Below are 25367 nucleotides of genomic sequence, written 5' to 3'. Positions count from 1 at the left end.
GCACTGCGCGAATCTTTTTTAAAACCAGAATCGCACCGCTTAACGCCCCAAGCCTGCAATACACCGCAAACCCAGCCTCCCCACCGCCACACTTCCAATCCCGCCGAAAGCGTCGCTGCGAAAGAGGCCGAATTATAAAGAACTATCAGAAACTGTCAACACCATTGAGACCGTAAATTTTTCGAACCCGCGCATCAGCACAGCATCAGTACTCGGGTGCTGATCCGGCATACGTCCCGACAAAGTTTTCAAATCGGGTGAATTCGCCGAGAAAGGTCATGCGGATCGTACCGGTGGAGCCGTTACGGTGCTTCGAGATAATCAACTCAGCCATTCCCTTGTCTGGCGAATCCGGGTTGTAAATCTCGTCCCGGTAAATGAACATGATGATGTCTGCGTCCTGCTCGATGGCACCGGATTCGCGCAGATCGGATGCAACCGGGCGCTTGTTGGGGCGCTGCTCAAGGCTTCGATTGAGCTGGGACAAGGCGATAATCGGCACGTGCAATTCCTTGGCGAGTGACTTCACGGAGCGGGAGATTTCCGACAGCTCAGCCGAACGGTTGTCGCTCTCCTTGAGCGAAGTCATCAGCTGCAGGTAATCGATCACGATCAAGCCGAGCCGGCCGCACTGCCGATGAAGCCTCCTGCAGCGGGCGCGCAGATCGGTGGGATTCAGGCCCGGTGTCTCATCGATGAAAATCGGCGCCTCATGCAGCTTCCCCAGCGCATAAGTCAGGCGCTGCCACTCCTCGTCATTGAGCTTGCCAGAGCGAATCTTGTGCTGATCGATCCGCCCGACCGACGACAGAAAACGCGTAGCGAGCTGAGTGCCAGGCATTTCCATCGAGAAGATCGCAACTGGCAGGCCGCCCTCCACCGCCACATGCTCGGCAATATTGAGCGCCAGTGACGTCTTACCCATACCTGGTCGCGCCGCCAGCACGATCATGTCCGACGGCTGGAGGCCGGACGTCTTGTCGTCGAGATCGGCAAGCCCCGTTGCCACACCGGTAATCCCGGACGGCGAGTCGCGGTCGTACAGTTCCTGAATACGGTCAACGACCTGACCGAGGATCGGCTGGATTGGCACGAAACCACTCACCGTGCGCGCGCCCGCCTCGGCGATTTCGAACACCTTGGCCTCCGCCTCGTCGAGCAATGTCTTCGCATCCTTGCCGGACGGCGTCAAAGCGCTGGCAGCGATGTCATCTCCCACCGACACCAGCTTCCGCAGGATGGCCCGCTCACGGATGATTTCGCCGTAGCGGCGGACGTTGGCTGCCGACGGCGTGCTGTTGGCGATTTCCCCGAGATACGCCAACCCGCCCACGTGTTCGGCCTCACCATTCTTCTCGAGCGCCTCGAATACCGTCACCACGTCCGCGGGCTTGCCCAACTCGATCAGCCGGGCGATCTGGCGGAAGATCCGACGATGATCGTCGCGATAGAAATCAGCCTCGTTCACGACATCGCCGACCCGATCCCAGACCGTATTGTCGATCAGCAGGCCGCCAAGAAGGGACTGCTCCGCCTCCAGCGAATGGGGCGGAAGCCGAAGCGCCGACATCACGGGATCGTCGGCGTGATTCTGGGTTTTACGCATGGAGCTTCGACCAAACAAAACGAAAATGCCCGGCACAAGCCCGGGCTATAAACAAAAAGGGCTGCACGACGCAGCCCTTTTTTATTGCAGCGAGCAAAACGCTCCCTGCCGATCAGTTCTCGCCGACCACCGTGACGGTGATGTTGGCGGTCACGTCGGTGTGCAGCGACACGACGATCTGCGATTCGCCAACCACCTTCAGCGGACCTTCCGGCATGCGAACGGAAGCCTTCTCGACGGCAAAGCCTTGCGCCTTGAGGGCATCGGCGATGTCGGCGTTGGTGACGGAGCCGAACAGGCGACCATCGACACCTGCCTTGCGAGCGATGGTCACGGCCAGGCCTTCGAGCTTCTCGCCCTGGGCCTGCGCGGCAGCCAGTTGCTCGGCCGCGAGGCGCTCGAGCTCGGCACGACGAGCTTCGAACTCAGCCAGGTTGGCGGCGTTGGCACGCTTGGCCTTACCCTGGGGGATCAGGAAGTTGCGGGCGTAGCCGTCCTTGACCTTAACCACATCGCCCAGACCACCGAGATTGACAACCTTGTCCAAAAGAATGATTTGCATGGTGTGTCCCCCGGATTACTGATGCAGGTCGGTGTAAGGCAGGAGCGCGAGGAAGCGGGCACGCTTGATCGCGGTGGACAGCTGACGCTGGTAGCCAGACTTGGTACCGGTGATGCGAGCCGGCATGATCTTGGCGTTTTCGGTGATGAAGTCCTTCAGGATGTCCACATCCTTGTAGTCGATCTCTTCGATCTTCTCTGCGCTGAAGCGGCAGAACTTGCGACGCTTGAACAGGCTGCGACCGCCACGGTCGTCCTTACGCTTGGCTGCTGGCTTGAATGCCATGATTCATTCCTTCCAAAAATTCGATCGTATCGATATGCAATACAGGCGCCCTGCTGCGCAGGCTTTTCGCTGCGAGAAAGCCGGAGATGCGGGCGGCACTTCCGAGACGGGCAACGGCAAGCAATTTTGCCTTTTCACCCACCGCCACCACCTGCAGTTCGAGTTCCACATTACGAGGAACGCCGGCTTCCGTCTGCCGTGATCGATGCTCGATGCGCCCCGCCATCACCGGCACGCCGCCGGGGGTGTAACGCATCTGACCGACCTCGGTCAGGACGCCTTCTATCTCAAAACTGTTGCGACCCTGCTCCTGCAAATCAGGCGGCGGGCTGCTGCTCGGCAGCCGGCTTGGCCTCGTCGGCGGACGTCAGGGAGCGAGCCTTCTCTTCCTTCATCATCGGCGACGGGGTGGTGACGGCCTTCTTCATGCGGATCGACAGGTGGCGCAGCACGGCGTCGTTGAACTTGAAACCATGCTCCAGCTCGGCGATGGTGGGCTGATCGCACTCGATGTTCATCAGCACGTAGTGAGCCTTGTGAATCTTCTGGATCGGATAGGCCAGCTGACGGCGCCCCCAGTCTTCCAGGCGATGGATTTGGCCGCCCTGGGAGGTGACGAGGCTGCGGTAACGCTCGATCATGGCGGGCACTTGCTCGCTCTGATCAGGGTGAACGATGAAAACGACTTCGTAATGTCGCATGAGATCTCCTTCTGGATGAAAACCCTCCGTCATGCGAACGGTAGGGCAAGGTGAAACTGCCGGACGGAAGCCACCCGCAGCACTGCGCGACGTGACAATGCGCGCGCCGCATCATGCGGCACACGCAAACCATCCGAGGGAATTCTTGGCGGAGAGGGCGGGATTCGAACCCGCGTCAGGGTATTACCCTGAACACGCTTTCCAGGCGTGCGACTTAAACCACTCATCCACCTCTCCAAGTGGAGGCGGCACTATACATGAAGATTTCAGGATGTCAAAGCCTGTTTTCGTTTTGCGCAAGATTCTCGGTCGAATCGGGCAACCTGACGAAGTCCACGAGGGCCTGCACCTCGGCACTTGGCGGCGGAGTGAGGAGACTGACGACGGCGATCGTCAGGAAGCCCGCGGGCACGCCGAACACGCCGCAGGAGATCGGACTGATGTCGAACCAGGCGTCGGCCATGCTGCCACCAAAGAATGCGTGGGTCCGCACGATGTAGTACAGCGTCGTCCCCAGGCCGACGATCATCCCGGCGGTGGCACCCCACTTGTTGGCACGCTTCCAGAAGATGCCCAGAACCAGGGCCGGGAAGAAAGCCGATGCGGCAATCGAGAACGCCAGCCCGACCATGAACAGGATGCCGTCCGGACGAAGCGAGGCGACCCAGGCGGCCACGACCGCCACGACCAGCAGTTGCGATTTGGTGATCACCAGCCGCCGCTGGGTGGACGCTTCGGGATTGATGATCTTGTAGTACAGATCATGGGACAGCGCGTGGGAAATCGTCAGCAGCAGCCCGTCGGCCGTCGAAAGGGCCGCCGCCAGGCCGCCGGCGGCGACGAGCCCGGACACCACGTAGGGTAGCCCCGCCAGCTCGGGTACGAGCAGCAGGATCGCGTCGCTGTTGATCGTCAGTTCGGCCAGCTGCAGGATGCCGTCGCCGTTGATGTCCTCGATCCGCACCAGCCCGACCTTGCCCCACGACGCGACCCAATGCGGCAAGGTGGCGATGTTGGCACCGACCACGCTGCTGTAGACCTCCCATTTGGCGAACACCGCATAGGCCGGCGCGGTGACATAGAGCAGGAAGATGAAGAAGAGCGACCAGAACACCGAGCGCCGGGCCTCGGTGACACTGGGCGTGGTGTAGTAGCGCATCAGGATGTGGGGGAGCGCGGCGGTGCCGACCATCAGCACGAAGGTCAGGGCCAGGAAATTGTTGCGCGCGCTGTCCCTGGCATCCTGATCGCCCCCTGGGTGGGCTTCGGCATGGGGCGCGGGATGAGCGGTGCGGGCCAGGCTTTCCTGGCGGACCCGCTCCCATTTCAGGCGCGCTTCGTCGGGGGTGCGCGGCAGATCGCGCAGGACGCGCTCGGCGCTGGCCACGTCGCGCGCCGGCGCGCCGAGGGTCCGCAGTTCGTGCACCTTCTGCATTTGCGCGTGGCGCTCGGCCACCAGAGAATCGGGGAGGTCGACGATCTTGTGGGCATATTCGTCGGCGCGCTGGCGATAGAGCGCGCGCACTTCGTTCTCCCGCGGCTCGGAAAAGAGCTCCAGCTCCTTCACCCCCAGGTTTTGCAGCACGCTGCCGTACATCACCTGAGGGATCGGAACGCCGGTGACCTTGTACGACAGGATGCCCACCGGCACCAGATAGGCCACGATCAGGATCAGGTATTGCGCGACCTGGGTCCACGTCACCGCGCGCATGCCGCCCAGGAAGGAGCACACCAGGATACCGGCAAGCCCGACGAAGACGCCGATCTCGAACTCGATGCCGATGAAGCGGCTGGTGATGAGCCCGACGCCGTAGATCTGCGCCACGACGTACACGAAGCTAGCCAGCACCGCGGCGATGACGCCGACGATGCGCGCGAAGTGCCCCTCGTAGCGGGCGCCCAGGAAATCCGGGATGGTGAACTGGCCGAACTTGCGCAGGAATGGCGCGAGCAGCAGCGCCACCAGCACGTAGCCGCCGGTCCATCCGGTGACGAAGGCGAGGCCCTCGAAGCCGGCGTAGTAGAGCGTGCCCGCGAGACCGATGAAGGAGGCGGCGCTCATCCAGTCGGCGGCGGTGGCCATGCCGTTGAACAAGGCCGGCACGCGCCGCCCGGCGACGTAGTATTCGGACACGTCGGAGGTGCGGCTCATCACCCCGATCGCCGCGTAGATCGCAATCGTCGCGAACAGGAAGATCTGCCCGATCCAGCGCGGCGACAGGCCCAGCTGCTCGGCCATGGCGAGCAGCCCCACAAACGCCGCGAAGCCAAGTGTGTATAACGCGTAGTAGCGACCGATACGCCGCGAAAGGCTGGGGCGGGACACCGGCGTCACGAAACGCGGCCCCGATCCGGACTCGCCCAGCGGCGCTCGAGGCGGGTCATCCAGTGGTCGTAGCACCAGACGACCAATAGAAAAACGATCAGCGCACCCTGCGCCGCCATGTAAAACCCGAGCGGCCAGCCAAAGAAGGTCACCTCGTTGAGCGCGTCGGCGAACCAGCCCGGAAGGAAACTTGCGCAGCCCCACACCAGCAGCAGCACCGTGGTGAGCCGCAGCGTGGCACGCCAGTAAGCCCGCTGGGCGCGCTGCGGCACTGCTGGATTGCTGTCGTCGTTCGGGCTCACGCCTCGCTCCTCCCCGCCGGCCCTCGTGGCCCGCCCGCGAGTATAGCCTCGCCGGGCGCTACAGCTGATATCGGGTCTGGAGCTTCTGCTGCAACCGACGCGCCTGGCGGAAGGATTCCTTGAGGAAGGCCCGGTCGAGCGCACTCAGCGCACCCGGCGAAACCTGATTGGGCGTTCCGGGCGTCGTGCGCTGCTGGCGCAGCCGCAGTTGCTGGATGAATCCGAACGCATCCACCAGCGCACACGTTTCCCGCTCGTCCCAGCGCAGCTCGCCACCGGCGGCACGCAGCCGGGTGGCGGTGGACGTGGACGTCAGGCCCAGCGCCAGCGCGTAAATCCGTGCGGCATCGACGAACGGACGACTGCCGTCGCGTTTGAGATCGAGCAGGCCGCTGCCCCGATCCACCACGAAATCGCGAATACGACCGAGCGGTGGGCCGCCACGCAGCGCGTTGATCGCCATGAAACGCAGGAACAACGCGTTGTCGGCCGCGTTGCCGAGCAGCCAGCGCTGCAGCGCGGCGGCCAGCGAGCCGTCACCGGCGAGAGGCCGAAAGTCGAAGAAGATCGTCGCATTGAGCAGATCGTCGGCGCCCGCGGCGCGCATCCACTCGGCAAAGCGCGCCCGCCACTCGCCCTCGCTCAGACACCATTTCGGGTTGCCCGCCATCACGCCACCCTTGCACAGGGGAAAGCCACAGGCATCGAGCAACCGATTGACGCGCTCGGCAAAAGGCAGGAACCGCGCCCGCAGACGGTCGGCCTCGTCCTCGCCGGAAACGGCGAAGATCAGGCCGTTGTCCTGGTCGGTGGCGAGCGTCTGTTCGAGACGCCCCTCGGAGCCGAAGGCGAGCCAGCACCACGGCACCAGCGGGAGGTCGAAGTCGGCCTCGGCCAGATCGATGGCGGCGAGGGCAATCAGATCGTTGAGGATGGCGATCCACGTCCCCAGCCCCTCGGCGCCTTCACCCTGCTCGGCTCGTGCCGCGGCGGCCTCGCGCACGCTCGCGGCGGCCGCCGCGAGTTCGGCAGGGCTTCGCGCCGCCTGGATGCGCTCCACGAGATCATCGTCGCGACCGTGACGACTGGCGTACAGATCGCCCCGCGCAAGCACGCCGGCAAAGCGCCCCGCGCCATCGACGAGCACCAGATGGCGCAGCGCATGGCTGGCGAGACGCAGACGGGCCTGATGAATGTCCGCGTCGCACGGCAGCGCCACGACGCCGCCGGTCATCACGCCCGCCACCACTTGATCGAGGACCTCGTCCGCCAGCACCACCCGGGCCAGTACATCGCGCAGGGTCAGGATGCCGAGCGGACGCCGGCTGGCCGTATCCAGCACCACCACGCAATCGGCCCGCGCCCGGTGCATCTGCCGCAGCGCACACCGCACGCTGAGCTCCGGCGCCACATCGAGTGGCACCCGCCCCTGCAGTGCGGCGAGCCCCATGCCGGCATCGGATGGCGCAGGCATGGCGGCGGCAGCTCAGTACTTGACCCGTGCGTAGTACGTCTTCTCCGACGCCCGGCGTGCATCGCCAAGGGTGCGGATCCCCATTTCAGCCAGCAACGGAATCATGCGCAGAAACACCTCGCCGGTGACGATCGCGTCGCCGATGGCGGTATGGCGCCCCATCACGCTGACCCCCATGCGTTCGCTGATCGCCTCCAGGCGATGGGACTCCTGCGCCGGATGCAGCACCGCCGAGAGCAGCAGGGTGTCGAGCACCGGCTGATCGAAGCGAATGCCGGTGCTGGCCTCCTTGAGCTGCAGGAAGCGCATGTCGAAGGCGGCGTTGTGGGCCACCAGCACGGTATCCTCGGCGAAGGCGTGAAAGGCGGGTAGGACCTTCGACATCGGCGGCTGGCCGGCGAGCATTTCGGGGGTGATGCCGTGGATCTTGGTGGACGCCTCGGGCAACTCGCGCAGCGGGTCCACCAGTTGGTCGAAAGACTCCGACTTGAGCAGCTTGCCATTGACGATGCGGGTGGCGCCGATCTGGATGATCTCGTCGCCTTCTGACGGATTGAGGCCGGTGGTCTCGGTATCGAACACCGTGAACGCCAGCTCGGACAGCAGGCGATCATCGAGGGCGTTGCTGAGCTCGGTTTGCTTGAAGAGGTCGAAATCGTAGTATTCCGGCCGGCTGTCGCCCTTGAGATAGGTGGCCGCCTCGACCTCGCTCTGCGGCGCGGCGGACGGCAGGAGCAGGCGGAAGAAGGCCCGGTGCTGAGTCTTCTCGCGCTGCAGCCAGATCTCGCCGTCGTGCCGCGCGACCACGTCGCGCACCGTGAGCGGCGAGCTCTCGCCGGCGAAGGTCATCGGCTCGAGCTCCCACGCCATCACGGTTTCGGTACTCATCGCCTGGCCGGACCAGATCAGGTCCAGGTGCGCCAGACGTCCGGCCGCGCTCAGGCGGAATCGCACCTCGCGCACCTCGAACTCGTCCGACAGACGGCTCGCCAGGTAACCGATGGCCTGCAGCAGCGAGAAGCTATCCACCTTCACCCACACGTCCGGATCGACGTCCTCGAGCTTGGTGGGCAGGCCGAGCTTCTTCTCGACGCGACGCTGGGCCGCCGCCACGAGATCGGCGCCGAGCATTTCGTCGAGCGGCCAGCGGGTCTTGAGGGCGTCGGCGAAGGCGTTGGCGGTCTCGTCGAGGCGCCCGCTCATGCCCTGCACCTCATCGCGGATCACGTTCAGGAAGCGGTCCTTGAGCTCCGCATCGAGATCGGGATATTCGAGCATCTCGGCCGCGGCGCGCAGGTTGGCCAACGAAGAGCGGCTCCCTTCGGTGAGGGTGTGGAGCATCTGGTCGCGGCGAGTCTCGGCCTCGAAATTGCGCGTGATGTTGTCGAGCATCAGCACGAAGCCGGTGACCGTCGTCTCGCCCTCCGACGTTCCGCCCGGGGCCAGCACCGGCGCCATCTGCACGCGCAGCAACTGGCCGGCGCGGGTCGTGGTGACGAAGTTGGCCACCGGCTGGGCGCTCTGGCGGCGGATGCGTTCCTGAATGCTCTCCAGTGCATGGGCGATCAGGCTGCGCTCGAAGACCAGATAGATCGAGCGCCCCAGGCCGATGATCTCGCCGCCGCCGGCCGCCGTGGGCGCATCGGACATGGCCTTGAACTGCAAGCGGGCACGGTTGTTGTAGAGCAGGATGCGGCCGTCGAGATTGCACACGACGACGCTCTGGTTGAGCTCGGACATCAGCGCCGCCAGACGGTTGCGTTCCTCCTCGACGGACTGGCGCGCCTCGCGGATGCGCGCCTCGACGTCCTCCTGCAGGCTGCGGCGCTGGTCGGCGAGTTGATTGACCGCCTCGGCGATGCGCTGCATTTCGGGGCTGCCGGTCGGCTTGAGGCGGCGCGTTGGATCGGTGCCGACGATCAGCCCCACCTCGTCAGCCAGCAGCGCCGGCCCGCCGATGTTGGCCTGGACGAAGCCTTTCATCATGACCGCCGCGGCGCCCACGCCGACGAGGCCGATCATGATGAGCAGGCCCAGGCGCTGGCCGAGGATCGGCTCAAGCACCTCGCGCTCGTCGGCGCCCAGATCGCGCCACACCGCAAACCCCGCGGCCGCCAGCACGCCGGCAACCAACAGACAGGCCGCCGCGATGGCGAGGCCCTGCCGGGCCTTGGGCGTCACGACCGGCACCCCGGCACGGGATTGCCGCTTCCCCGTCGCGCGCGCGGGCTCACGCTTCGATCCCCAGCAGCGCCTTGACTTTGGCCACCAGTTCGCGGGTCGAAAACGGCTTGGTCATGTACGCGTCGGCGCCCATCGCCAGGCCCTTGGTCACCTCGGTCTCGCGGCCCTTGGCGGTCAGCATCAGGATCCGGGTGCCCTGCAGCCCGGCATCGGCCCGGATCTCCTGGCACACCTCGTAGCCGTTCTTGTGCGGCATCATCACGTCGAGCAGCACCAGATCGGGCGATTCGCTGCGCACCTTGTCGAGGGCCTCCTGGCCGTCGCTGGCGATGCACACCGCGAAGCCCTCGCGCTTCATCAGGAACTCCAGGGAAATGACGATGTTTTGCTCATCGTCGGCGATCAGTATTTTTTTGGTCATTGTCTCCTCCTCCCCTTCGCCGCGCGGCACGAACCTCCGCCCGAGCCATCCGCGGCGCATGAAACGCTAGTTTATCCTGCCTCTACATTCGCATCTGTTGATTTCCCGCAAGGCATCAGGAACGAGAAAGTCGCCCCGTCGCCCGCCGTGCTCTCCACCCACAGCCGGCCGCCGTAATGTTCGACGATCTGACGGCTGATCGGCAGACCGAGGCCGGTGCCCTGCGGCTTGTCGGTCATCGCGTTGCCCCCCTGGCGGAATTTCTCGAAGACCACCGCCTGCTCGTCCGGGCTCAACCCGGGCCCGTTGTCGCGCACATCGACACGCAGGCCGGCCTCGCCCCAGGACAGCGTCACCTCGACACGCCCGGCATCGCGCGCCACGAATTTCACCGCGTTGGAGAGCAAATTCAGCATGACCTGCACCAGCCGGTCGCGATCGGCCACCAGCAAGGGCACGCGGTCCGGCAGGGCCAGCACGAGCGCCACGCCCTTGTCCTTGAAAAGCTGGCTGGTGGAAGCCACCGCCTGCTCGACGACCTGGATCAGATCGACTTCGCCGTTGTGCCACTCGGCGTGCCCCGACTCGATCTTGGCCATGTCGAGCACCTGATTCACGAGCCGCGTCAGGCGCTCCGTCTCGCTCACGATGATACCGAGAAAGCGCTTGCGCTCTTCCAGGTCAATCTTCGGATCGTCGAGGAGCATCTCCGAAAAGGCCCGGATCGAAGTGAGCGGCGTACGCAGTTCATGGGTCACCGACGACATGAAATCGTCCTTCAGCCGGTCCAGCTCCTGCAAGCGTGCGTTGGCACTGCGCAGCTCGCGGGTCGCAGCCTCCAGTTCGAGGGATTTCTGCTCCAGCTGGCGGGAATAGGCGCGCACCTGCGACGCCTCGTCCAGCAGCTTCATCACCTCGTCGAGGCCGAGGGGCTCCTCCTTCACCACCGAGGCCACCATGACCCGCGCCGATGCGCTGCCAATCGCCCCCGCCAGCGTCGTCTCGGCGAAATGCACCAGCCCCGCGTCGGCCTGCAGCGCCTCGACGCCCGCCATGCCGCGACTGCGGGCATAGTCGTCGAAGACCTGGTGCGCCCGCTCCGGACCGATGAACCGGCCGATCAGCGGCAACAGATCGCCTACCCGGGCACTGCCACGCCAGAAGGCGTCGCCATCGGGCCGGCTCTGCTTGAAGACATCGACGAACAGGGTCGCCTGGCCCGCCTCGACGGCATTGGGCTGACGGCACAGCGAGACGCAGACGTATGCGCCAAGATTGACCAGCATGCTCCAGAAAAGGCTGTGGGCGAGCGGATCGAGCCCGGTCAGCCCGAACAGCTCGTGGGGCTTGAGCGCGGTCAGCCCGAACAGGCCGTACTGGATGAAATCCGCCGGCAACCAGCCCGACTTGGCGAACGAAGGCAGCAGCAGCGTGTACAGCCATACCCCAAAGCCTCCCGCCAGCCCGGCCAGCGCCCCCGGTCGCGTCCCACCGCGCCAGTACATCCCGCCCAGCATCGCCGGCGCGAACTGCGCCACCGCCGCAAAGCTGATGAGACCGATGCTGACCAGCGCGTGGGCCTCGCCCGCCAGTCGGAAATACAGATAGCCGAGCAGCAGGATCAACACGATGGCACCGCGACGGATCCCCAGCAGCACCCCCGACAGGTCGGCGCGCCCCTGCAGCGCCACCCAGCGGTAACGCAGCAGCAGCGGCATCGCCAGATCGTTGCAGACCATCGTCGACAGGGCGATCGTCTCGACGATGATCATGCCCGTCGCCGCCGACAACCCGCCGATGAACACCAGCAGCGCCAGCCAGCCGTGGCCGTAAGCCATCGGCAGCGTCAGGACGAAGGTGTCGGCATCGACGCCCTGCCCCGCGAAATGCATCAGACCACCCAGCGCGATCGGCAGCACGAACACGTTGATCAGCAGCAAGTACAGCGGAAACAGCCAGATCGCCCGGCGCAGGTGGTTTTCATTGACGTTCTCCACCACCGCCACCTGGAACTGGCGCGGCAGGAACATCACCGCCAGCATCGACAGCAGCGTCATCGCAAACCAGTTGCCGTAACCGTTGCCGCCCGCCCCCATCGTCATCAAGGCCTGCAGCGCCGGACGCGCCGACGCACGGGCGAAGATGTCGTCGAAACCGTCGTAGATGCCGTAGGTGACGTACAAGCCCACCGCGATGAAGATCACCAGCTTGACCAGCGACTCGAAAGCGACCGCCGCCACCAGCCCCTCGTGGCGCTCCGTCGCATCCAGGTGGCGCGTGCCGAACAGGATCGTGAAGGCCGCCATGATCAGCGCGATGTAAAGCGTGGTATCGCCCATCCACGACACCCCGCCGGCCTTGGCCGGCATCACGATGGCCGGGTAGCTGGCCAGGATCGTGAAGCTGCTCGAGACCGCCTTGAGCTGCAGGGCGATGTACGGAATCACCCCGAGCACCGCGATGACCGTGACCAGCCCACCGAGCAGATGGCTCTTGCCGTAGCGCGAGGCGATGAAGTCGGCAATCGAGGTGATGCGGTGGGTCTTGCCGATGCGCACCATCTTGAGCATCACGAACCACCACAGGGAGACGACCAGCGTCGGCCCGAGGAAGATCGGCGCAAACCCGAGCCCCGACACGGCGGCCCGACCGACGCTGCCGTAGTAGGTCCATGTCGTGCAATACACCGCCAGCGACAAGGCGTAGATGGTTGGATTGGCAATCAGCGAACGGCCCGCATCCGCCCGCTTGTCACCCACGTAGGCGACCGCGAACAGCAGGAGCAGATAGGCGAAGGAAACCGCGGCGATGGTGGAACCGGTCAGCACCTGCAGCCCCTAGCGCTCGATGATCCAGGCCATCAGCGCGATGACCGCGGCCCACACGCCGAAAACGTAGAGATACAGCGCCGGCACCCCGAACCAGGCCTGCGCGGTGTCGAACACCGACAGGATCGGGTAGTTCACCAGCGCCCATCCGAGCAGGAACAGCGCCACGAGGCGCTGTCCGGTCAGCGTAGCCTTGAGCATGTCGTCCTCCCGTTGCGTCGTCCGTCTCAGGCTTATAAACCGAAAAGCCCGCGCTGGCGAGGGTGGCCACGCCAGATGCATCGGCACGCAAACGACGGACGAGAAAAAGGCGCGAATTGCTCGCGCCTTTTCCTCCCCCTCAAACTCCCGGCCGTACCGCGCCGGGCTCCTCCCCTGTTTTTTCTTTTGCGCAGCCCGGTTTATTGTCGTCCTCCCGGCTCGGGGAGCCGTGGGACCGGGTCTGCTCCCGGCCATGCGGCCGGGTTCGAATCACTGGAATTACTTGAGCTGATCCAGGATCGCCGGGTTTTCCAGCGTCGAGGTGTCCTGGGTGACTTCCTCGCCCTTGGCCAGCTGACGGAGCAGGCGGCGCATGATCTTGCCGGAACGGGTCTTCGGCAGGTTCTCACCGAAGCGGATGTCCTTCGGCTTGGCGATCGGGCCGATTTCCTGACCAACCCAGTTTTGCAGCTCCTTGACCACCGCAGCGGCTTCGTCGCCGGTCGGGCGGGCACCCTTGAGCACCACGAAGGCAACGATCGCCTCGCCGGTGAGATCGTCCGGACGGCCGACCACGGCGGCTTCGGCCACCTTCTCGTGGGCCACCAGGGCAGATTCGATTTCCATCGTGCCCATGCGGTGACCGGAGACGTTCAGCACGTCGTCGATACGGCCGGTGATGGTGAAGTAGCCGGTGTCCTTGTCGCGGATCGCGCCGTCGCCCGCCAGGTACAGCTTGCCCTGGAAGTCGGCCGGGTAGTAGGACTTCACGAAGCGATCGGGATCACCCCAGATGGTGCGGATCATCGACGGCCACGGACGCTTGACGACGAGGATGCCGCCCTGGCCCCACGGCACTTCGGTGCCGGTCTCATCGACCACCGCGGCCTGGATGCCCGGGAACGGGAGGGTGCAGGAGCCCGGCACCAGCGGGGTCGCGCCCGGCAGCGGCGTGATCATGTGACCACCGGTCTCGGTCTGCCAGAAGGTATCGACGATCGGGCAGCGACCGCCACCGACATTCTCGTAGTACCACTCCCAGGCCGCCGGGTTGATCGGCTCGCCGACCGACCCCAGGATGCGCAGGGTTGACATGTCGTAGTTCTTGGGATGCACGGCCGGCGTGTTGTCCGCCGCCTTGATCAGCGAACGGATCGCGGTCGGGGCGGTGTAGAACACGGTGACCTTGTGATCCTGGATCATCTTCCAGAAACGGCCGGCATCCGGGTAGGTCGGCACGCCTTCGAAGACCACTTCGGTCGCGCCGCAAGCGAGCGGGCCGTAGGTGATGTAGGTGTGCCCCGTGACCCAGCCGATGTCGGCGGTGCACCAGAAGACGTCGTTCGGCTTGATGTCGAACGTGTACTTCATTGTCAGGATGGCGTGCAGCAGATAGCCGCCGGTGGAGTGCTGGACCCCCTTCGGCTTGCCGGTGGAGCCGGAGGTGTAGAGCAGGAACAGCGGGTGCTCGGCTTCGACCCATTCCGGCTCGCAGGTATCGGCCTGCTGGGCCAGCAGTTCGTCGGCCCAGATGTCGCGGCCAGCGACCATGGCGGTTTCGCCACCGGTGCGCTTCACGACCAGGACGCTCTTGATGGAGGGGCAACCGCTGGCCAGCGCTTCGTCGGCGATGGACTTGAGCGGGAGGGCCTTGCCGCCGCGGTTCTGGCCGTCGGAGGTGATGAGGGCGACGGCGCCGGCATCGTTGATGCGGTCGGCCAGGGATTGAGCGGAGAAACCGCCGAAAACGATGGAGTGGGTGGCGCCGATACGGGCGCAGGCCTGCATCGCGACGACGCCCTCGATGGACATCGGCAGATAGATGACGACGCGGTCACCCTTCTTGACGCCGAGGCTCTTCAGCGCGTTGGCGAACTTGCACACGCGGCCGAGCAGATCCTTGTAGGTGACCTTGGTGACGTCGCCCTTGTCGCCTTCGAAGATCAGCGCGACCTTGTCGCCCAGGCCGTTGTTCACCTGACGGTCGAGGCAGTTGTAGGAGACGTTCAGCTTGCCGTCGGCAAACCACTTGAAGAACGGGGCGTTGCTTTCGTCCAGCACCTGGGTGAACGGAGTCTGCCAGTCGATGAGTTCCTTGGCGCGCTTGCCCCAGAAGCCCTCGTAGTCCTGCTCTGCTTCCGCGCAGAGCGCCTTGTACGCTTCCATGCCCGACACGGCAGCGTTCTTGACCACCTCTTCAGACGGATAGTAGAGCTTCTGGGTGGTTTCGTTCGTCATTTTCACCTCTCCTCGTGTTTTATGAGTGTGCAACGTTGGATGCTCTGAAACCTTGCTGGCGGGGGCCAAGACCGGTCCAACGGGATCACCGTCTTATGTTTTTCTTCGGTGCATCGATCCTGAATCCGGCCGCGATTTAAGTCGATCAATCTTACACATGACTTACACCCGTGTAAGGCTTTTTCCTGCAAATCACCGCCCACCCCCTCCCGCCCCTTCCCCCCCCTGGAAATAGGTGCAGTGCACCATTTACTCGGCAGCCAGGACACTCGCAAAAGCAAACTCTTTTGGCATAGAATGGAAACTGTAAAAAAAGACACGAACATACCCATATGAAATTCCGCCGTCTGCTGGCGCCCCTGCTCGCCATCGTCCTCGTGGGCTGCGCGTCGCGGCCGCCCAGCCCACCGTCAGCCAGCCACCTGCGGGCGGAGGACGTTCCGGCCGCCGTCGGCGACATCCCGCCGCTGGTGCCCGACATCCTGCCACTGCCACGCCCGGCCCCCGCACCGCGCACCGAGACCTACTCGGTGGTCGTCACCAACCTGCGCATCCAGGACCTCCTCTTCGCCCTCGCCCGCGACGCCCGCATCAACGTCGACATCCACCCCGGACTCAGCGGCACCGTCACCCTCAACGCCATCAACCAGACCCTGCCCCAGATCCTGACCCGCCTCGCCCGGCAGGTGGACATGCGCTACGAATTCGACGGCCCCAACCTGATGGTGATGCCCGACAGCCCCTTCCTGCGCACCTATCGCATCGATTACGTCAATCTCAGCCGCAACGTCTCCGGCACCGTATCGACCAACACCCAGATCGCCACCACCGGCACCGGCACCCTGCATCCCACCAGCGGCAGCCTGCCCGCCAGCACTGCGGTGAACGGCGGCAACGTCTCCGCCACGCGCATCGAGAACGCCTCCCGCAATCAGTTCTGGGACTCCGTCGAAAAAAACCTCCGCGACCTCCTGCGCGAAACCGACAAGATCCTGCCGGAAGGTTCCAGCGAAACCGTCATCGAAAACCTCGAGACCGCCACCACCACCGGAACAGGTGTCGCCCCCACCCCGACCAACGGCGGGCGTTACCGCAACCGAGCCGCACCGGCCCAGCCCAGCGGCGGCGGCCTCGCCGCCAGTCCCAACCCGGCGGCGATCCAGAACAGCACCACCACACTGGTGCACAAATCCACCTACCGCGAGGCGGCGTCGGTGATCGCCAACCGCGAAACCGGCGTCGTCACCGTCCGCGCCACCGGCCGGCAGCACGAGAAAGTGCAGGAGTTCATCGACCAGGTGATGGCCGCCGCCCGACGCCAGGTGCTCATCGAAGCCACGATCCTCGAAGTTGGCCTCTCCGACACCTACCGCCAGGGCATCGAGTGGAGCCGACTGCTCGGCAGCGGCACCCGTTTCGGCATCACCGGGCCGGCCCTCGGCGCCAGCGCCGGCAACACCGTCACCCCGTTCAGCATCGCCTACAACAGCGCCGGCGGCATCGACTCGACGATCAAGCTCCTCGAAGGTTTCGGCACCGTCAAGGTCCTCTCCAGCCCCAAGCTGTCGGTGCTCAACAACCAGACCGCCGTCATCAAGGTGGTCGAGGAATACGTCTATTTCAGCGTCAAGGCCGACACCACCCAGACCACCAACGCCGGCGCACTCACCACCGTCACCACCACCCCGCAGGCGGTCTCCGTCGGGCTCGTCATGACCGTCACGCCCCAGGTCAGCGAGGCCGACGAGATCATCCTCAACGTCCGCCCCACCATCTCCAGCATCGCCGACTTCCGCCGCGACCCCAACCCCAACATTCCCGCCACCATCGCCAACCTCGTGCCGCAGATCCGCACGCGCGAGATCGAATCCATCCTGCGCCTGGGCGACGGCGAAACCGCCATCCTCGGCGGCCTGATGGAAGACCGCATCGACTACAAGACCGGTCGCGTCCCCCTGATCGGCAGCCTTCCCGTCCTCGGCGAAGCCTTCACCAATCGCGACAACGCGATCCAGAAGACCGAACTGGTCATCTTCCTGCGCCCGGTGGTCGTGCGCGAACCCAATCTGGTCGCCAACACGGCACACCTGCGCAAACAACTACCCGGCCCCGACTTCTTCGTCGAACGCCCGCGGCCCGGCAGTCGCAACTTCCCGACCCCGGTCCAACCGGACCGCCCCTTCGCCACCGCCACGCCATGAGCCCGCTCACCGACACCGCGCCAGTCAGCCGCGCCCACCGCCTCCTCGCCCGCGGCCGCGGGCTGGCCTGCGCACTGGCGGCGATTGGCCCGCTCGCCGCCGCTCCCGCGGCAAGCGCCCCGCCGCCCGAACTCGCCGCAATCTCCACCCCCGATGCGCCTGCGGCGCCCCCGCCGCCATCGCGACGCCCGAGCGTCGCCGCCCCCGACACGCCAGTCCGCTTCCGGCGCGCACCGCCCGAAGCCGCCCCGTCCCACCGCCTCCTCACCGAAGCCCACGACGCCTTCACCGCCGGCCAGTTCGCCCTCGCCCAACAGCGCTACCGCCAGGTTCTCGCCCTCGACCCCCACGACGCCGACGCCCTCGACGGGCTTGGCGCCATCGCCCTGCGTGAGCAGCGCACCGCCGAGGCCAGCGCGCTGTTCCGTCGCGCCCTCCTTGCCCGGCCGGACGACCCGGTTGCCGTCGCCGGCCTCAGCCGACTCCAGGGCAGCGATCCCCGGCACGCCGAAAGCCGCCTGCGCAGCGCGCTCGCCAACCGCCCCGACGACACCGACACCCTCGCCCCACGCATCGCCCTCGCCGAACTCCTGGCCCGCCAGCAGCGCTGGGCCGACGCTCAGCAAGCGTGGTTCCAGGCCCACCGGCTCGCCCCCGACGATGCCGACATCGCCTACAACCTCGCCGTCAGCCTCGACCACCTCGGTCAGCCGCGTCAGGCCGGCGACTTCTACCGCCGCGCCCTGCAACTCGCCGCCCACCAACCCACCAGCCGCTTTCCCCGCGACCGCTGCGCCGCCCGGGCGCACGTCCTCGCCCCCCAGCCATGAACGCCCCCACCCCGATCGGCCAGACCCTGCTGGAACTCGGCCTCATCAGCGGCGACCAGCTCCACATCGCGCTGCGCGAGCACCAGCGCAGCGGCGAGGCCCTCGGCCGCCAGCTGGTACGCCTCGGCTTCCTCTCCGAAACCGCCCTGCGTGACGCACTCGCCCGCACCCTCGCCCGCGAAAGTGTCGATCTCGGCCACCTGCTCCCCGATCCCGAGGCGCTTGCGCTGGTGCCCCAGGCCCTCGCCCGACGGCTCAAGCTCATCCCCCTGAGCTTCGACCCCACCCACCGCCGCCTCGTCGTCGCCTCCGCCGAAGCCGACAACCTCGTCACCCTCGACCAGCTCCGCGCCGCCCTGCCCGGCGGCACCGAGATCGAGACCCGCCTCGCCGCCGATTCCGAAATCGCCCATGCCATCGACCAGCTGTACGGGCACACCCTGTCCATCGACGGCATCCTCCACGAGATCGAAACCGGCGAGCCCGACCGCCAGACCGCCGTCGGTCGCAGCAACGAGTACGCCCAGCCGATCGTCCGGCTCATCGACGCGCTGCTGGCCGACGCCGTCAAGCGCGACGCCTCCGACCTCCACTTCGAGCCCGAAGCCGGCTTCCTGCGCATCCGCTACCGCATCGACGGCCTGCTGCGCCAGATCCGCGCCCTGCACAAATCCTGCTGGCCCGCGATGGCCGTGCGCATCAAGGTCATGGCCGGCCTCGACATCGCCGAAACCCGCGCCCCGCAAGACGGTCGCATCTCCCTGACGGTGAGCGGCAGGCCGGTGGACTTCCGCGTCTCCACCCAGCCCACCCTGCACGGCGAAAACATCGTCCTGCGCGTCCTAGACCGCCAGAAGGGGCTCGTCCGCCTCGATCAGCTCGGTCTGGCCGACGTCCAGCTCGATCTGCTCAAGCGGATGATCGCCCGCCCGGAAGGGCTGATCCTCGTCACCGGCCCCACCGGTAGCGGCAAGACCACCACGCTCTACTCGATCCTCGGCCACCTCAACGCCGAGGGCATCAACATCATGACGCTCGAGGACCCGGTCGAGTACCCCATGCCGCAGATCCGCCAGACCGCCGTCTCCGACGCCGTCCGGCTCGACTTCGCCAGCGGCGTGCGCGCCATGCTCCGCCAGGACCCGGACGTCATCCTGGTCGGCGAGATCCGCGATGCCGACACCGCGCGGATGGCCTTCCAGGCCGCCATGACCGGTCACCAGGTGTTCTCCACCCTGCACACCAACTCGGCCATCGGCGCCCTCGCGCGCCTGCTCGACATCGGCATCCCTGCCCACATCCTCGCCGGCAACATCATCGGCATCGTCGCCCAGCGCCTGGTGCGTCGCCTGTGCCCCGCCTGCCGCGCAGTGGCGCCGGCCAGCAACGCGCAACTGCGTCTGCTGGGCTTGTCCGACGAAGCCTCCCGCCCGCTGCTCCATCACCCGGTCGGCTGCCCCGCCTGCGACTTCCAGGGCTATCGGGGGCGCCGCGCGATCATGGAAGTCCTGCGCCTCGACGCCGACCTCGACGAACTCATCGCCCGCCGCGCCACCGCCCGCGAAATCCGGCACGCGGCAGCCCGCCAGGGCTTCCGCCCCCTCGCCGACGACGGCCTGCGCCGCGTCCTCGAGGGCGAGACCAGCCTCGACGAACTCTGCCGCGTCGTCGACCTCACCGATCGCATGGCCCCATGACCACGACCGGCTGGCACGCCTCGGGCAACGTCTCCAACCCGTCGCGGCACGCCGCGCCCGGTGACCGGACGACAGACCGATGAACACGTTCTCGTATCGCGCCGTCGACCCGCAAGGCCGGATCGTCCACGGCCGCCTCGATGCGGTCAGCGTCGTCGAACTCGAACAACGCCTCACCCGTCTCGGCCTCGAACTTCTCCACGCCCGCCCAGCCGCACGCCTGCCACGCGCCTGGCGAACCCAGCCGCCCCGCCGCGAGCTCATCAATTTCTGCTTCCACCTGGAGCAATTCCTGCAAGCCGGCGTACCGATCCTCGAAAGCCTCGCCGACCTCGGCGACGCCACCGAACACCCCGGCTTTCGCGCCACCATTGCCAGCATCCGGCGCAGCATCGAAGGTGGCGACAGCCTCTCCCAAGCCCTCGAACGCCATCCTCGCAGCTTCGACCCCGTCTTCTGCAGTCTCGTGCGTGCCGGCGAGCACGCGGGCGAACTGCCCAGCGTGCTGCGCACCCTCTCCACCGCCCTCAAACGCGACGACGAACTCGCCGCCTTCACCCATCGCATCGCCATCTATCCGGCCATCGTCGCCTTCGTCATCCTGATCGCCATCGTCGTCGCCCTGGTTCATGTCATCCCCGAGCTGGCCCGGCTGTTCCAGACCGCCGGCCAGCCGCTGCCATTCCAGACCCGCCTGCTCATCGGGCTGTCGCAGTTCGTACGCGACCACGGTCTCCTCCTCGTCGGCGCCCTGGCTACTGTCACGCTCGCCTACCGCCAGGCACTGGCCCGCAGCCCTGCCCTGCGCCGCCGGCACGACGCCGCCTTGCTGCGCCTGCCCCTGCTCGGCCCGGTGCGGCGCAAGCTGATCCTGGCCCGCTTCACCGGGCTCTTCGCCCTGATGTACGGCGCAGGCATCCCCATCGTCGACGCCCTGCGCATCACCGAAGGCACCGTCGGCAACACCGCAATGCGCGACGGTCTGCGGCAGGTCGGCCGCGCCATCGCCCACGGCGCCCGCCTCTCCGAAGCCTTCGGCGCCGTCGCCCTGTTTCCCCCGCTGGTCACCCGCATGATCCGCATCGGCGAGAACACCGGCGCCCTCGATACCGCCCTCGGCAACATCGGCTACTTCTACGAGCGCGACGTGCGCGAAGCCATCGAACGCCTCCAGGCCGGCATCGAACCCGCCCTCACCGTGATCCTCGGGCTGTTCCTGCTCGCCGTCATGAGCGCCGTGATGCTGCCCATCTACGACATCGTCACCACAATCAAGCTCTGAACATGCCGCCCCTGCGCCTTCTCTACCTGCACCCCGACGGCCTGCTGCTCGCCCGCTGGCACAAGGGCACGCCAACCGTCGAAGCCCGCTTTCCAGCCGGCCCCGATGGCGCCGCCGATCTGGCGCACCATCTCGCCGTCGCACCCCGCGCAGCGCGTCGGGCCCATCACCTGCTGCTCGTCGACCTGCCCGACGAAAGCTTCCAGCTCGACACCCTGCCCCTGCTCCGCGGCCGCGATCGAAGCCAGCTCATCGCCCGCCGCCAGAGCCAGCATCACCTCGATACGCCCTACCTCGCCCATCTCACGCTCGGCCGACGACCCGCCTCGGCCAACGACCCGGGCCACGAGCGCATCGTGTTCGCCGCCCTCACCCGCCCGGCAGCCCTCGAGCCCTGGCTCGACGCCCTGCGCCAGCACGACATCGCGCCGGCCGGCATCCACGGCGTGGCCATGCTCGGCAGTGCCATCGGCGCCCAGCTCACGCCGCTTACCGATACGGCGCTCCTGGCCTGCTTCAGCCCCGCTGGCCTGCGCATCAGTTGCCTCGATCGGGGCCGTGTCCGCTTCAGCCGCCTGGCCGCCCACCTCTCGGCACAGACGCCGGAGCCATGGCGCGCCGTTCATGACGAGATCCAGCGCACCCACCACTACCTCCTCGGCCAGCGCGCCCTCGAACGCGGCGGCGCCACCCCCGTCTTCATCCTGGCCCCCGCCAGCCAGCACACCGCCCTCCGCACAGCCTGCCCCGACACCCCCGATCTCCAGCTCATCCCCGTCGACCTGCAGGCCATCGGCCGACGCAGCGGCCTGCGCCCGCCCATCGACGACATCGACGCGCTCCCCCTCCTGCTCCATCTCGCCGCCCGTCAGCGCGGCCTGCTCCAGTTCGCCCCGGCCGCCACCCGTCGCCACCTTGCCATCCACCGACTCGGTGCGGTCGCCGGACTCGGTGCCGCGCTGCTCTCCACCGCCAGCCTCGTCGTGAGCGCCCACACCCTGCTCGACACCCGCCAGATCGACGCACAGGTCGACATCTTGCGCAGCACAATCGAGGCCGAAGAAACACGTGGACGCGCCATCGCCGCCGCCACCCCGCCCCTGCCGCAGCCCCTGGCCACGATTCAGGCCATCCTCGCCCGGCACGCCGAGCTCCAGCAAGCCAGCGGCGGGCCGGCCTCCTTTCTGCATCAACTCGCCCAGGCGCTCGACCATCACCCCGGCATCGATCTGCGCCAGCTCGACTGGGCTCTCACTCCGGACAGCCCACCGCGCCAGCACATCCAGCTCACCCTCACCGCACGCGGCGACCCGGCCTCCTTCCTCCGCGCCCTGCAGCGCCTGCCCGGCGCCATCCTCGACGTCCCGCCCACCGACGACGCCGACGTCCTGCGCAGCAGCCAGACGCTCACCACGCCCTCCACCTCGCTCGAGATCCGGCTCGACCTCCCGAGCCCCGCACCATGATCACCGCCCCCACCCTCCGATCACTCCGGCACCCATTGCTGGGCGCGACGCTGGCCCTGCTCGCCAGTGCCGCGCTGCTGCTCTGGACCCGCGCCGACCACGCCGAAGCCGTGCTGCGCCTGCAGCAGCACCACGCCCACCTCGCCCAAGCACGCGATCACCACCTCACCCTCGACCAGACCCGCAGCGCTACCGTCGCAGCCGGTCAGGCGCTGGCCGGTCTCGAAAACGCCGGGCAATTTCGCCCACCGCCCCGCCAGGCCTGGCACGCCCATCTCGCCACCATCGCCGCCCGGTCGCCCGGTAACCACCTCGAATGGACGATCGGCCCAGCCCGTCCCTACCCCGACACCCCGGCGCCCGACGCGCCCTCCGCGGGCCTCATCGCCGCCACCCTTGCGCTTCACGGCACCCTTGCCCACGAAGCGCACCTCCTCGCCATCCTCCAACCGCCCCGCGACCAACCAGGCGGCATTTTCCTGCCTCGACGCTGCCGGCTGCTGCGCACCGCGGACACCACGACGCCACCGAGCCTGGGCATCGACTGCGAAATCGACTGGATCGCCCTCCACATCCCCGCCGCCACGCCTTAGCCGCGCAGCCCTGCCGCCACTGGACACGCCGCCCGCGCGTGTTCAGAATCCCGCGCTACCCGCGGCCATCGAGGACTTCGTCATGTCACCCAAGAAAATCCTTCTCATGGCGCATGACGTCACTCTCGCGCATCTCGGGCGACCGCTCCAGCTCGCCGGCTACCTGCACGCTGCCGGCCATGACGTCACCCTCGCCGCCTCCGCCGAATCCGCCCGTTTCCTCACCAGGTTCCCGGGCCGCACCCACACCCTCACCAACACCGGCAAGGCCCGCTTCATCGACAACCTCGCCAAGGGCAAGCCCGTTTTCGACTTCGAAACCCTGAAACGCTTCGCCGAGGAAGACGAAGCCCTGCTCGCCCGTTACCGCCCCGACCTCGTCATCGGCGACTTCCGCCTCTCCCTCTCCGCATCGGCACGGCGACAGGGGGTGCCTTACGCCACGATCACCAACGCCTACTGGAGCCCCGGCCTTGCGCCGCGCTTCATCGTCCCCGACCTGCCGATGGTCCGCTTCCTGGGCGTGACGGTGTCCCAGTTCCTGTTCGATCTGGCACGCCCTGCCGCCTTCGCCTACCACTGCCGTCCGTTGAATGCCCTGCGGCGCCACTACGGCCTGCCCACGCTGGGCAACGATCTGCGCCGGGTCTACACCGATGCCGACCTGGTGCTCTTCAGCGACGCAGCCGAAACCTACCGCCTCGACAGCGCACCGCCAGGCAGCCATTTCCTCGGCCCCATAAACTGGTCGCCGGACGTTCCCCTGCCGGACTGGTGGCACACCCTGCCCACTGAACGGCCGCTGATCTACGTGACCCTCGGAAGCTCCGGCGACGGCCGCCTGCTCGGCCCCCTCCTCGAGCGACTGGCGGCCCTCGACGTCGAGGTCGTCGTCGCCACCGCCGGCAACGCCCGATTGCCTGCTTCAGAACACATCCACGCGGCCGATTACCTTCCAGGCGCGACCGTCGCCGCGCGCGCCGCAGCCGTGGTATGCAACGGAGGTAGCCCCACGTCTTCCCAGGCGCTGGCGCTCGGCATCCCGGTGCTCGGCATTCCCGGCAATCTGGATCAATACCTGAACATGTACTATGTAGAAAACATCGGCGCCGGGCTGACCCTGCGGAACCGCGCGCTCGACAGTCAGGCGCCCGTCGACGCGGTTCGCCGACTGCTGACCGAGCCCGGCTTCAAGCGCGCCGCCGAATGGGTGGCGGACGTATTCCGGCGATACACCCCCCAGACACGCCTGGAAGCAGCACTCGCCGGACTGACCGGCACGCCGGCAGCCTGACGCGCTGCGGCGACGTTCCCCACACAACACTTCATCGAGAACACGCCCATGGACGAATACTCCCTGCTTCCCCGCAACCGCTTCTTCGAAGTGATCGGGGGAATGAACGTCGAGAACCGTGGCGACAACAAGGTCGCCATGCTGAGCCAGATCGACATGAGCCAGTGCGTGCGCCTGCGCTCGGCCATCGGCGTCGAGCACGGGGTCAAGCCCTCGTACACAGCGCTCGTCACCCGCGCGGTCGCCCTGACGCTGAAGCAGTTGCCCTACGCCAACCGGATGACCGTCGAGTGGCCGTTCTTCCGGCGGATCGTGCAGCTTAACAACATCCACATCACGGTCGCCGTCGAGCGCGACGAGCCCGGCACCGAACAGGCGGTCTATGCCGGCACGGTGCGCAATACCGACACCCTCGATCTGGTCGCCCTCACCAACGAATTGCAGCGCCTCGCCAAGGCCCAAGGCCCCCATGGCGAACGCTGGTCACTGCTCAAGAAGATCGTGCATGGCGTCCCCGCACCGCTGGCCCGCACCATCCTGAAGTTTCCGCGGGTCCTGCCCAGCCTGTGGATCGAGCACCGGGGCGGCGCAGTGATGGTGTCCTCCCCCGCCAAGTACGGGGTGGACATGCTGGTCGGGAACTGGCCGTGGCCGATCGGGATCTCGTTCGGGCTGGTCAAGGACCGGCCTGTCGCCATCGACGGCAAGGTCGAGATTCGCCCGACGATGACCCTGATCATGAGCTTTGACCGCCGACTGATGGGCGGCGCGCCGGCGGCCCGCTTCTTCCGGACCATCGCCGACACCATCGAAAACGCCGAGACGACGCTCTGAGCCTCTGCGACTTACGGTCCGCCCGCGCACCGTCAGCGCGCG

General features: G+C 66.7%; 21 protein-coding genes and 1 tRNA gene. 8 read left to right on the top strand and 14 right to left on the bottom strand.

Features of this window, described 5'->3' with window-relative positions; all coding sequences use genetic code 11:
- Nucleotides 1-205 precede the first annotated feature (205 nt).
- The 14 genes from dnaB to acs form a co-directional block, all read right to left on the bottom strand.
- Nucleotides 206-1606 carry a replicative DNA helicase gene (gene dnaB / locus ACE3P2_RS15120; protein ID WP_374265910.1) on the bottom strand — a complete coding sequence of 467 codons (1401 nt, stop codon included), beginning with the start codon at nt 1604-1606 and terminating at the stop codon, nt 206-208.
- A 112-nt stretch (nt 1607-1718) separates the two neighbouring features.
- A complete protein-coding gene (rplI, locus tag ACE3P2_RS15115) occupies nt 1719-2168 on the bottom strand; it encodes a 50S ribosomal protein L9 (protein ID WP_374265908.1) in 450 nt (149 codons plus the stop codon).
- A 15-nt stretch (nt 2169-2183) separates the two neighbouring features.
- Entirely contained in the window at nt 2184-2453 is a 270-nt protein-coding gene (rpsR, locus tag ACE3P2_RS15110) for a 30S ribosomal protein S18 (RefSeq protein WP_374265907.1), read from the bottom strand.
- Nucleotides 2425-2769: a primosomal replication protein N gene (gene priB, locus ACE3P2_RS15105; protein ID WP_374265905.1), complete on the bottom strand. Its 345-nt coding sequence runs from the start codon at nt 2767-2769 to the stop codon at nt 2425-2427. Before priB ends, rpsR begins: the two co-directional genes overlap by 29 nt.
- A 1-nt stretch (nt 2770) precedes the next feature.
- Nucleotides 2771-3154: a 30S ribosomal protein S6 gene (rpsF, locus tag ACE3P2_RS15100; protein ID WP_374265903.1), complete on the bottom strand. Its 384-nt coding sequence runs from the start codon at nt 3152-3154 to the stop codon at nt 2771-2773.
- Nucleotides 3155-3300: 146 nt separating this feature from the next.
- Nucleotides 3301-3391 (bottom strand) — tRNA-Ser (locus tag ACE3P2_RS15095).
- Nucleotides 3392-3428: 37 nt separating this feature from the next.
- A complete protein-coding gene (locus ACE3P2_RS15090; RefSeq protein WP_374265901.1) occupies nt 3429-5393 on the bottom strand; it encodes a sodium:solute symporter family protein in 1965 nt (654 codons plus the stop codon).
- A gap of 92 nt (nt 5394-5485) precedes the next feature.
- Nucleotides 5486-5782 (bottom strand): DUF4212 domain-containing protein, encoded by a 297-nt coding sequence (locus ACE3P2_RS15085; RefSeq protein WP_374265899.1) that lies wholly within the window; start codon nt 5780-5782, stop codon nt 5486-5488.
- Between the two features lie 58 nt (nt 5783-5840).
- Entirely contained in the window at nt 5841-7256 is a 1416-nt protein-coding gene (locus tag ACE3P2_RS15080) for a DUF294 nucleotidyltransferase-like domain-containing protein (RefSeq protein WP_374265898.1), read from the bottom strand.
- 12 nt (nt 7257-7268) lie between these two features.
- A complete protein-coding gene (locus ACE3P2_RS15075) occupies nt 7269-9437 on the bottom strand; it encodes an exonuclease domain-containing protein (RefSeq protein WP_374265896.1) in 2169 nt (722 codons plus the stop codon).
- Between the two features lie 49 nt (nt 9438-9486).
- Complete coding sequence (locus ACE3P2_RS15070; RefSeq protein ID WP_374265894.1) at nt 9487-9861, bottom strand: response regulator transcription factor; 375 nt, start codon at nt 9859-9861, stop codon at nt 9487-9489.
- 71 nt (nt 9862-9932) lie between these two features.
- Nucleotides 9933-12689, bottom strand: coding sequence for an ATP-binding protein (locus ACE3P2_RS15065; protein ID WP_374265892.1), 2757 nt, complete (start codon nt 12687-12689; stop codon nt 9933-9935).
- 9 nt (nt 12690-12698) lie between these two features.
- Nucleotides 12699-12890: a hypothetical protein gene (locus tag ACE3P2_RS15060; RefSeq protein WP_374265890.1), complete on the bottom strand. Its 192-nt coding sequence runs from the start codon at nt 12888-12890 to the stop codon at nt 12699-12701.
- Between the two features lie 279 nt (nt 12891-13169).
- Nucleotides 13170-15128 (bottom strand): acetate--CoA ligase, encoded by a 1959-nt coding sequence (gene acs / locus ACE3P2_RS15055; protein ID WP_374265888.1) that lies wholly within the window; start codon nt 15126-15128, stop codon nt 13170-13172.
- Between the two features lie 332 nt (nt 15129-15460).
- Here acs and mshL point away from each other — a divergent pair, with 332 nt between their 5' ends.
- The 8 genes from mshL (at nt 15461) to ACE3P2_RS15015 (ending at nt 25325) form a co-directional block, all read left to right on the top strand.
- Nucleotides 15461-17329: a pilus (MSHA type) biogenesis protein MshL gene (gene mshL, locus ACE3P2_RS15050; protein ID WP_374265887.1), complete on the top strand. Its 1869-nt coding sequence runs from the start codon at nt 15461-15463 to the stop codon at nt 17327-17329.
- Nucleotides 17326-18159 carry a tetratricopeptide repeat protein gene (locus ACE3P2_RS15045; protein WP_374265885.1) on the top strand — a complete coding sequence of 278 codons (834 nt, stop codon included), beginning with the start codon at nt 17326-17328 and terminating at the stop codon, nt 18157-18159. Before mshL ends, ACE3P2_RS15045 begins: the two co-directional genes overlap by 4 nt.
- Nucleotides 18156-19856: a GspE/PulE family protein gene (locus tag ACE3P2_RS15040; RefSeq protein ID WP_374265883.1), complete on the top strand. Its 1701-nt coding sequence runs from the start codon at nt 18156-18158 to the stop codon at nt 19854-19856. Before ACE3P2_RS15045 ends, ACE3P2_RS15040 begins: the two co-directional genes overlap by 4 nt.
- Before the next feature lie 79 nt (nt 19857-19935).
- Nucleotides 19936-21138 (top strand): type II secretion system F family protein, encoded by a 1203-nt coding sequence (locus ACE3P2_RS15035; RefSeq protein WP_374265881.1) that lies wholly within the window; start codon nt 19936-19938, stop codon nt 21136-21138.
- Between the two features lie 2 nt (nt 21139-21140).
- A complete protein-coding gene (locus tag ACE3P2_RS15030; RefSeq protein WP_374265879.1) occupies nt 21141-22604 on the top strand; it encodes a hypothetical protein in 1464 nt (487 codons plus the stop codon).
- A complete protein-coding gene (locus tag ACE3P2_RS15025) occupies nt 22601-23197 on the top strand; it encodes a hypothetical protein (protein ID WP_374265877.1) in 597 nt (198 codons plus the stop codon). The genes ACE3P2_RS15030 and ACE3P2_RS15025 overlap by 4 nt, the downstream gene beginning before the upstream one ends.
- An 82-nt stretch (nt 23198-23279) precedes the next feature.
- The gene (locus ACE3P2_RS15020) at nt 23280-24491 is read left to right on the top strand and encodes a glycosyltransferase (RefSeq protein ID WP_374265875.1); all 1212 of its coding nucleotides are present in this window, start codon (nt 23280-23282) and stop codon (nt 24489-24491) included.
- 48 nt (nt 24492-24539) lie between these two features.
- Nucleotides 24540-25325, top strand: a complete 786-nt coding sequence (locus ACE3P2_RS15015; protein ID WP_374265873.1) for a 2-oxo acid dehydrogenase subunit E2 — start codon at nt 24540-24542, stop codon at nt 25323-25325.
- The last annotated feature ends 42 nt before the right edge of the window (nt 25326-25367 follow it).

The sequence above is a fragment of the Zoogloea sp. genome, assembly GCF_041911615.1.
In the GTDB taxonomy this organism is placed as follows: domain Bacteria; phylum Pseudomonadota; class Gammaproteobacteria; order Burkholderiales; family Rhodocyclaceae; genus Zoogloea.
The sequence above is the reverse complement of the archived record's forward strand: the minus strand, read 5'-3'. Positions and strand labels throughout refer to the sequence as shown.

Coding starts and splice junctions, on each gene's coding strand:
- dnaB (WP_374265910.1), bottom strand. CDS start 1,606: ATGCGTAAAACCCAGAATCACGCCGACGATCCCGTGATGTCGGCGCTT.
- rplI (WP_374265908.1), bottom strand. CDS start 2,168: ATGCAAATCATTCTTTTGGACAAGGTTGTCAATCTCGGTGGTCTGGGC.
- rpsR (WP_374265907.1), bottom strand. CDS start 2,453: ATGGCATTCAAGCCAGCAGCCAAGCGTAAGGACGACCGTGGCGGTCGC.
- rpsF (WP_374265903.1), bottom strand. CDS start 3,154: ATGCGACATTACGAAGTCGTTTTCATCGTTCACCCTGATCAGAGCGAG.
- ACE3P2_RS15090 (WP_374265901.1), bottom strand. CDS start 5,393: ATGGCCGAGCAGCTGGGCCTGTCGCCGCGCTGGATCGGGCAGATCTTC.
- ACE3P2_RS15080 (WP_374265898.1), bottom strand. CDS start 7,256: ATGCCTGCGCCATCCGATGCCGGCATGGGGCTCGCCGCACTGCAGGGG.
- ACE3P2_RS15070 (WP_374265894.1), bottom strand. CDS start 9,861: ATGACCAAAAAAATACTGATCGCCGACGATGAGCAAAACATCGTCATT.
- ACE3P2_RS15060 (WP_374265890.1), bottom strand. CDS start 12,890: ATGCTCAAGGCTACGCTGACCGGACAGCGCCTCGTGGCGCTGTTCCTG.
- acs (WP_374265888.1), bottom strand. CDS start 15,128: ATGACGAACGAAACCACCCAGAAGCTCTACTATCCGTCTGAAGAGGTG.
- mshL (WP_374265887.1), top strand. CDS start 15,461: ATGAAATTCCGCCGTCTGCTGGCGCCCCTGCTCGCCATCGTCCTCGTG.
- ACE3P2_RS15045 (WP_374265885.1), top strand. CDS start 17,326: ATGAGCCCGCTCACCGACACCGCGCCAGTCAGCCGCGCCCACCGCCTC.
- ACE3P2_RS15040 (WP_374265883.1), top strand. CDS start 18,156: ATGAACGCCCCCACCCCGATCGGCCAGACCCTGCTGGAACTCGGCCTC.
- ACE3P2_RS15035 (WP_374265881.1), top strand. CDS start 19,936: ATGAACACGTTCTCGTATCGCGCCGTCGACCCGCAAGGCCGGATCGTC.
- ACE3P2_RS15030 (WP_374265879.1), top strand. CDS start 21,141: ATGCCGCCCCTGCGCCTTCTCTACCTGCACCCCGACGGCCTGCTGCTC.
- ACE3P2_RS15025 (WP_374265877.1), top strand. CDS start 22,601: ATGATCACCGCCCCCACCCTCCGATCACTCCGGCACCCATTGCTGGGC.
- ACE3P2_RS15020 (WP_374265875.1), top strand. CDS start 23,280: ATGTCACCCAAGAAAATCCTTCTCATGGCGCATGACGTCACTCTCGCG.
- ACE3P2_RS15015 (WP_374265873.1), top strand. CDS start 24,540: ATGGACGAATACTCCCTGCTTCCCCGCAACCGCTTCTTCGAAGTGATC.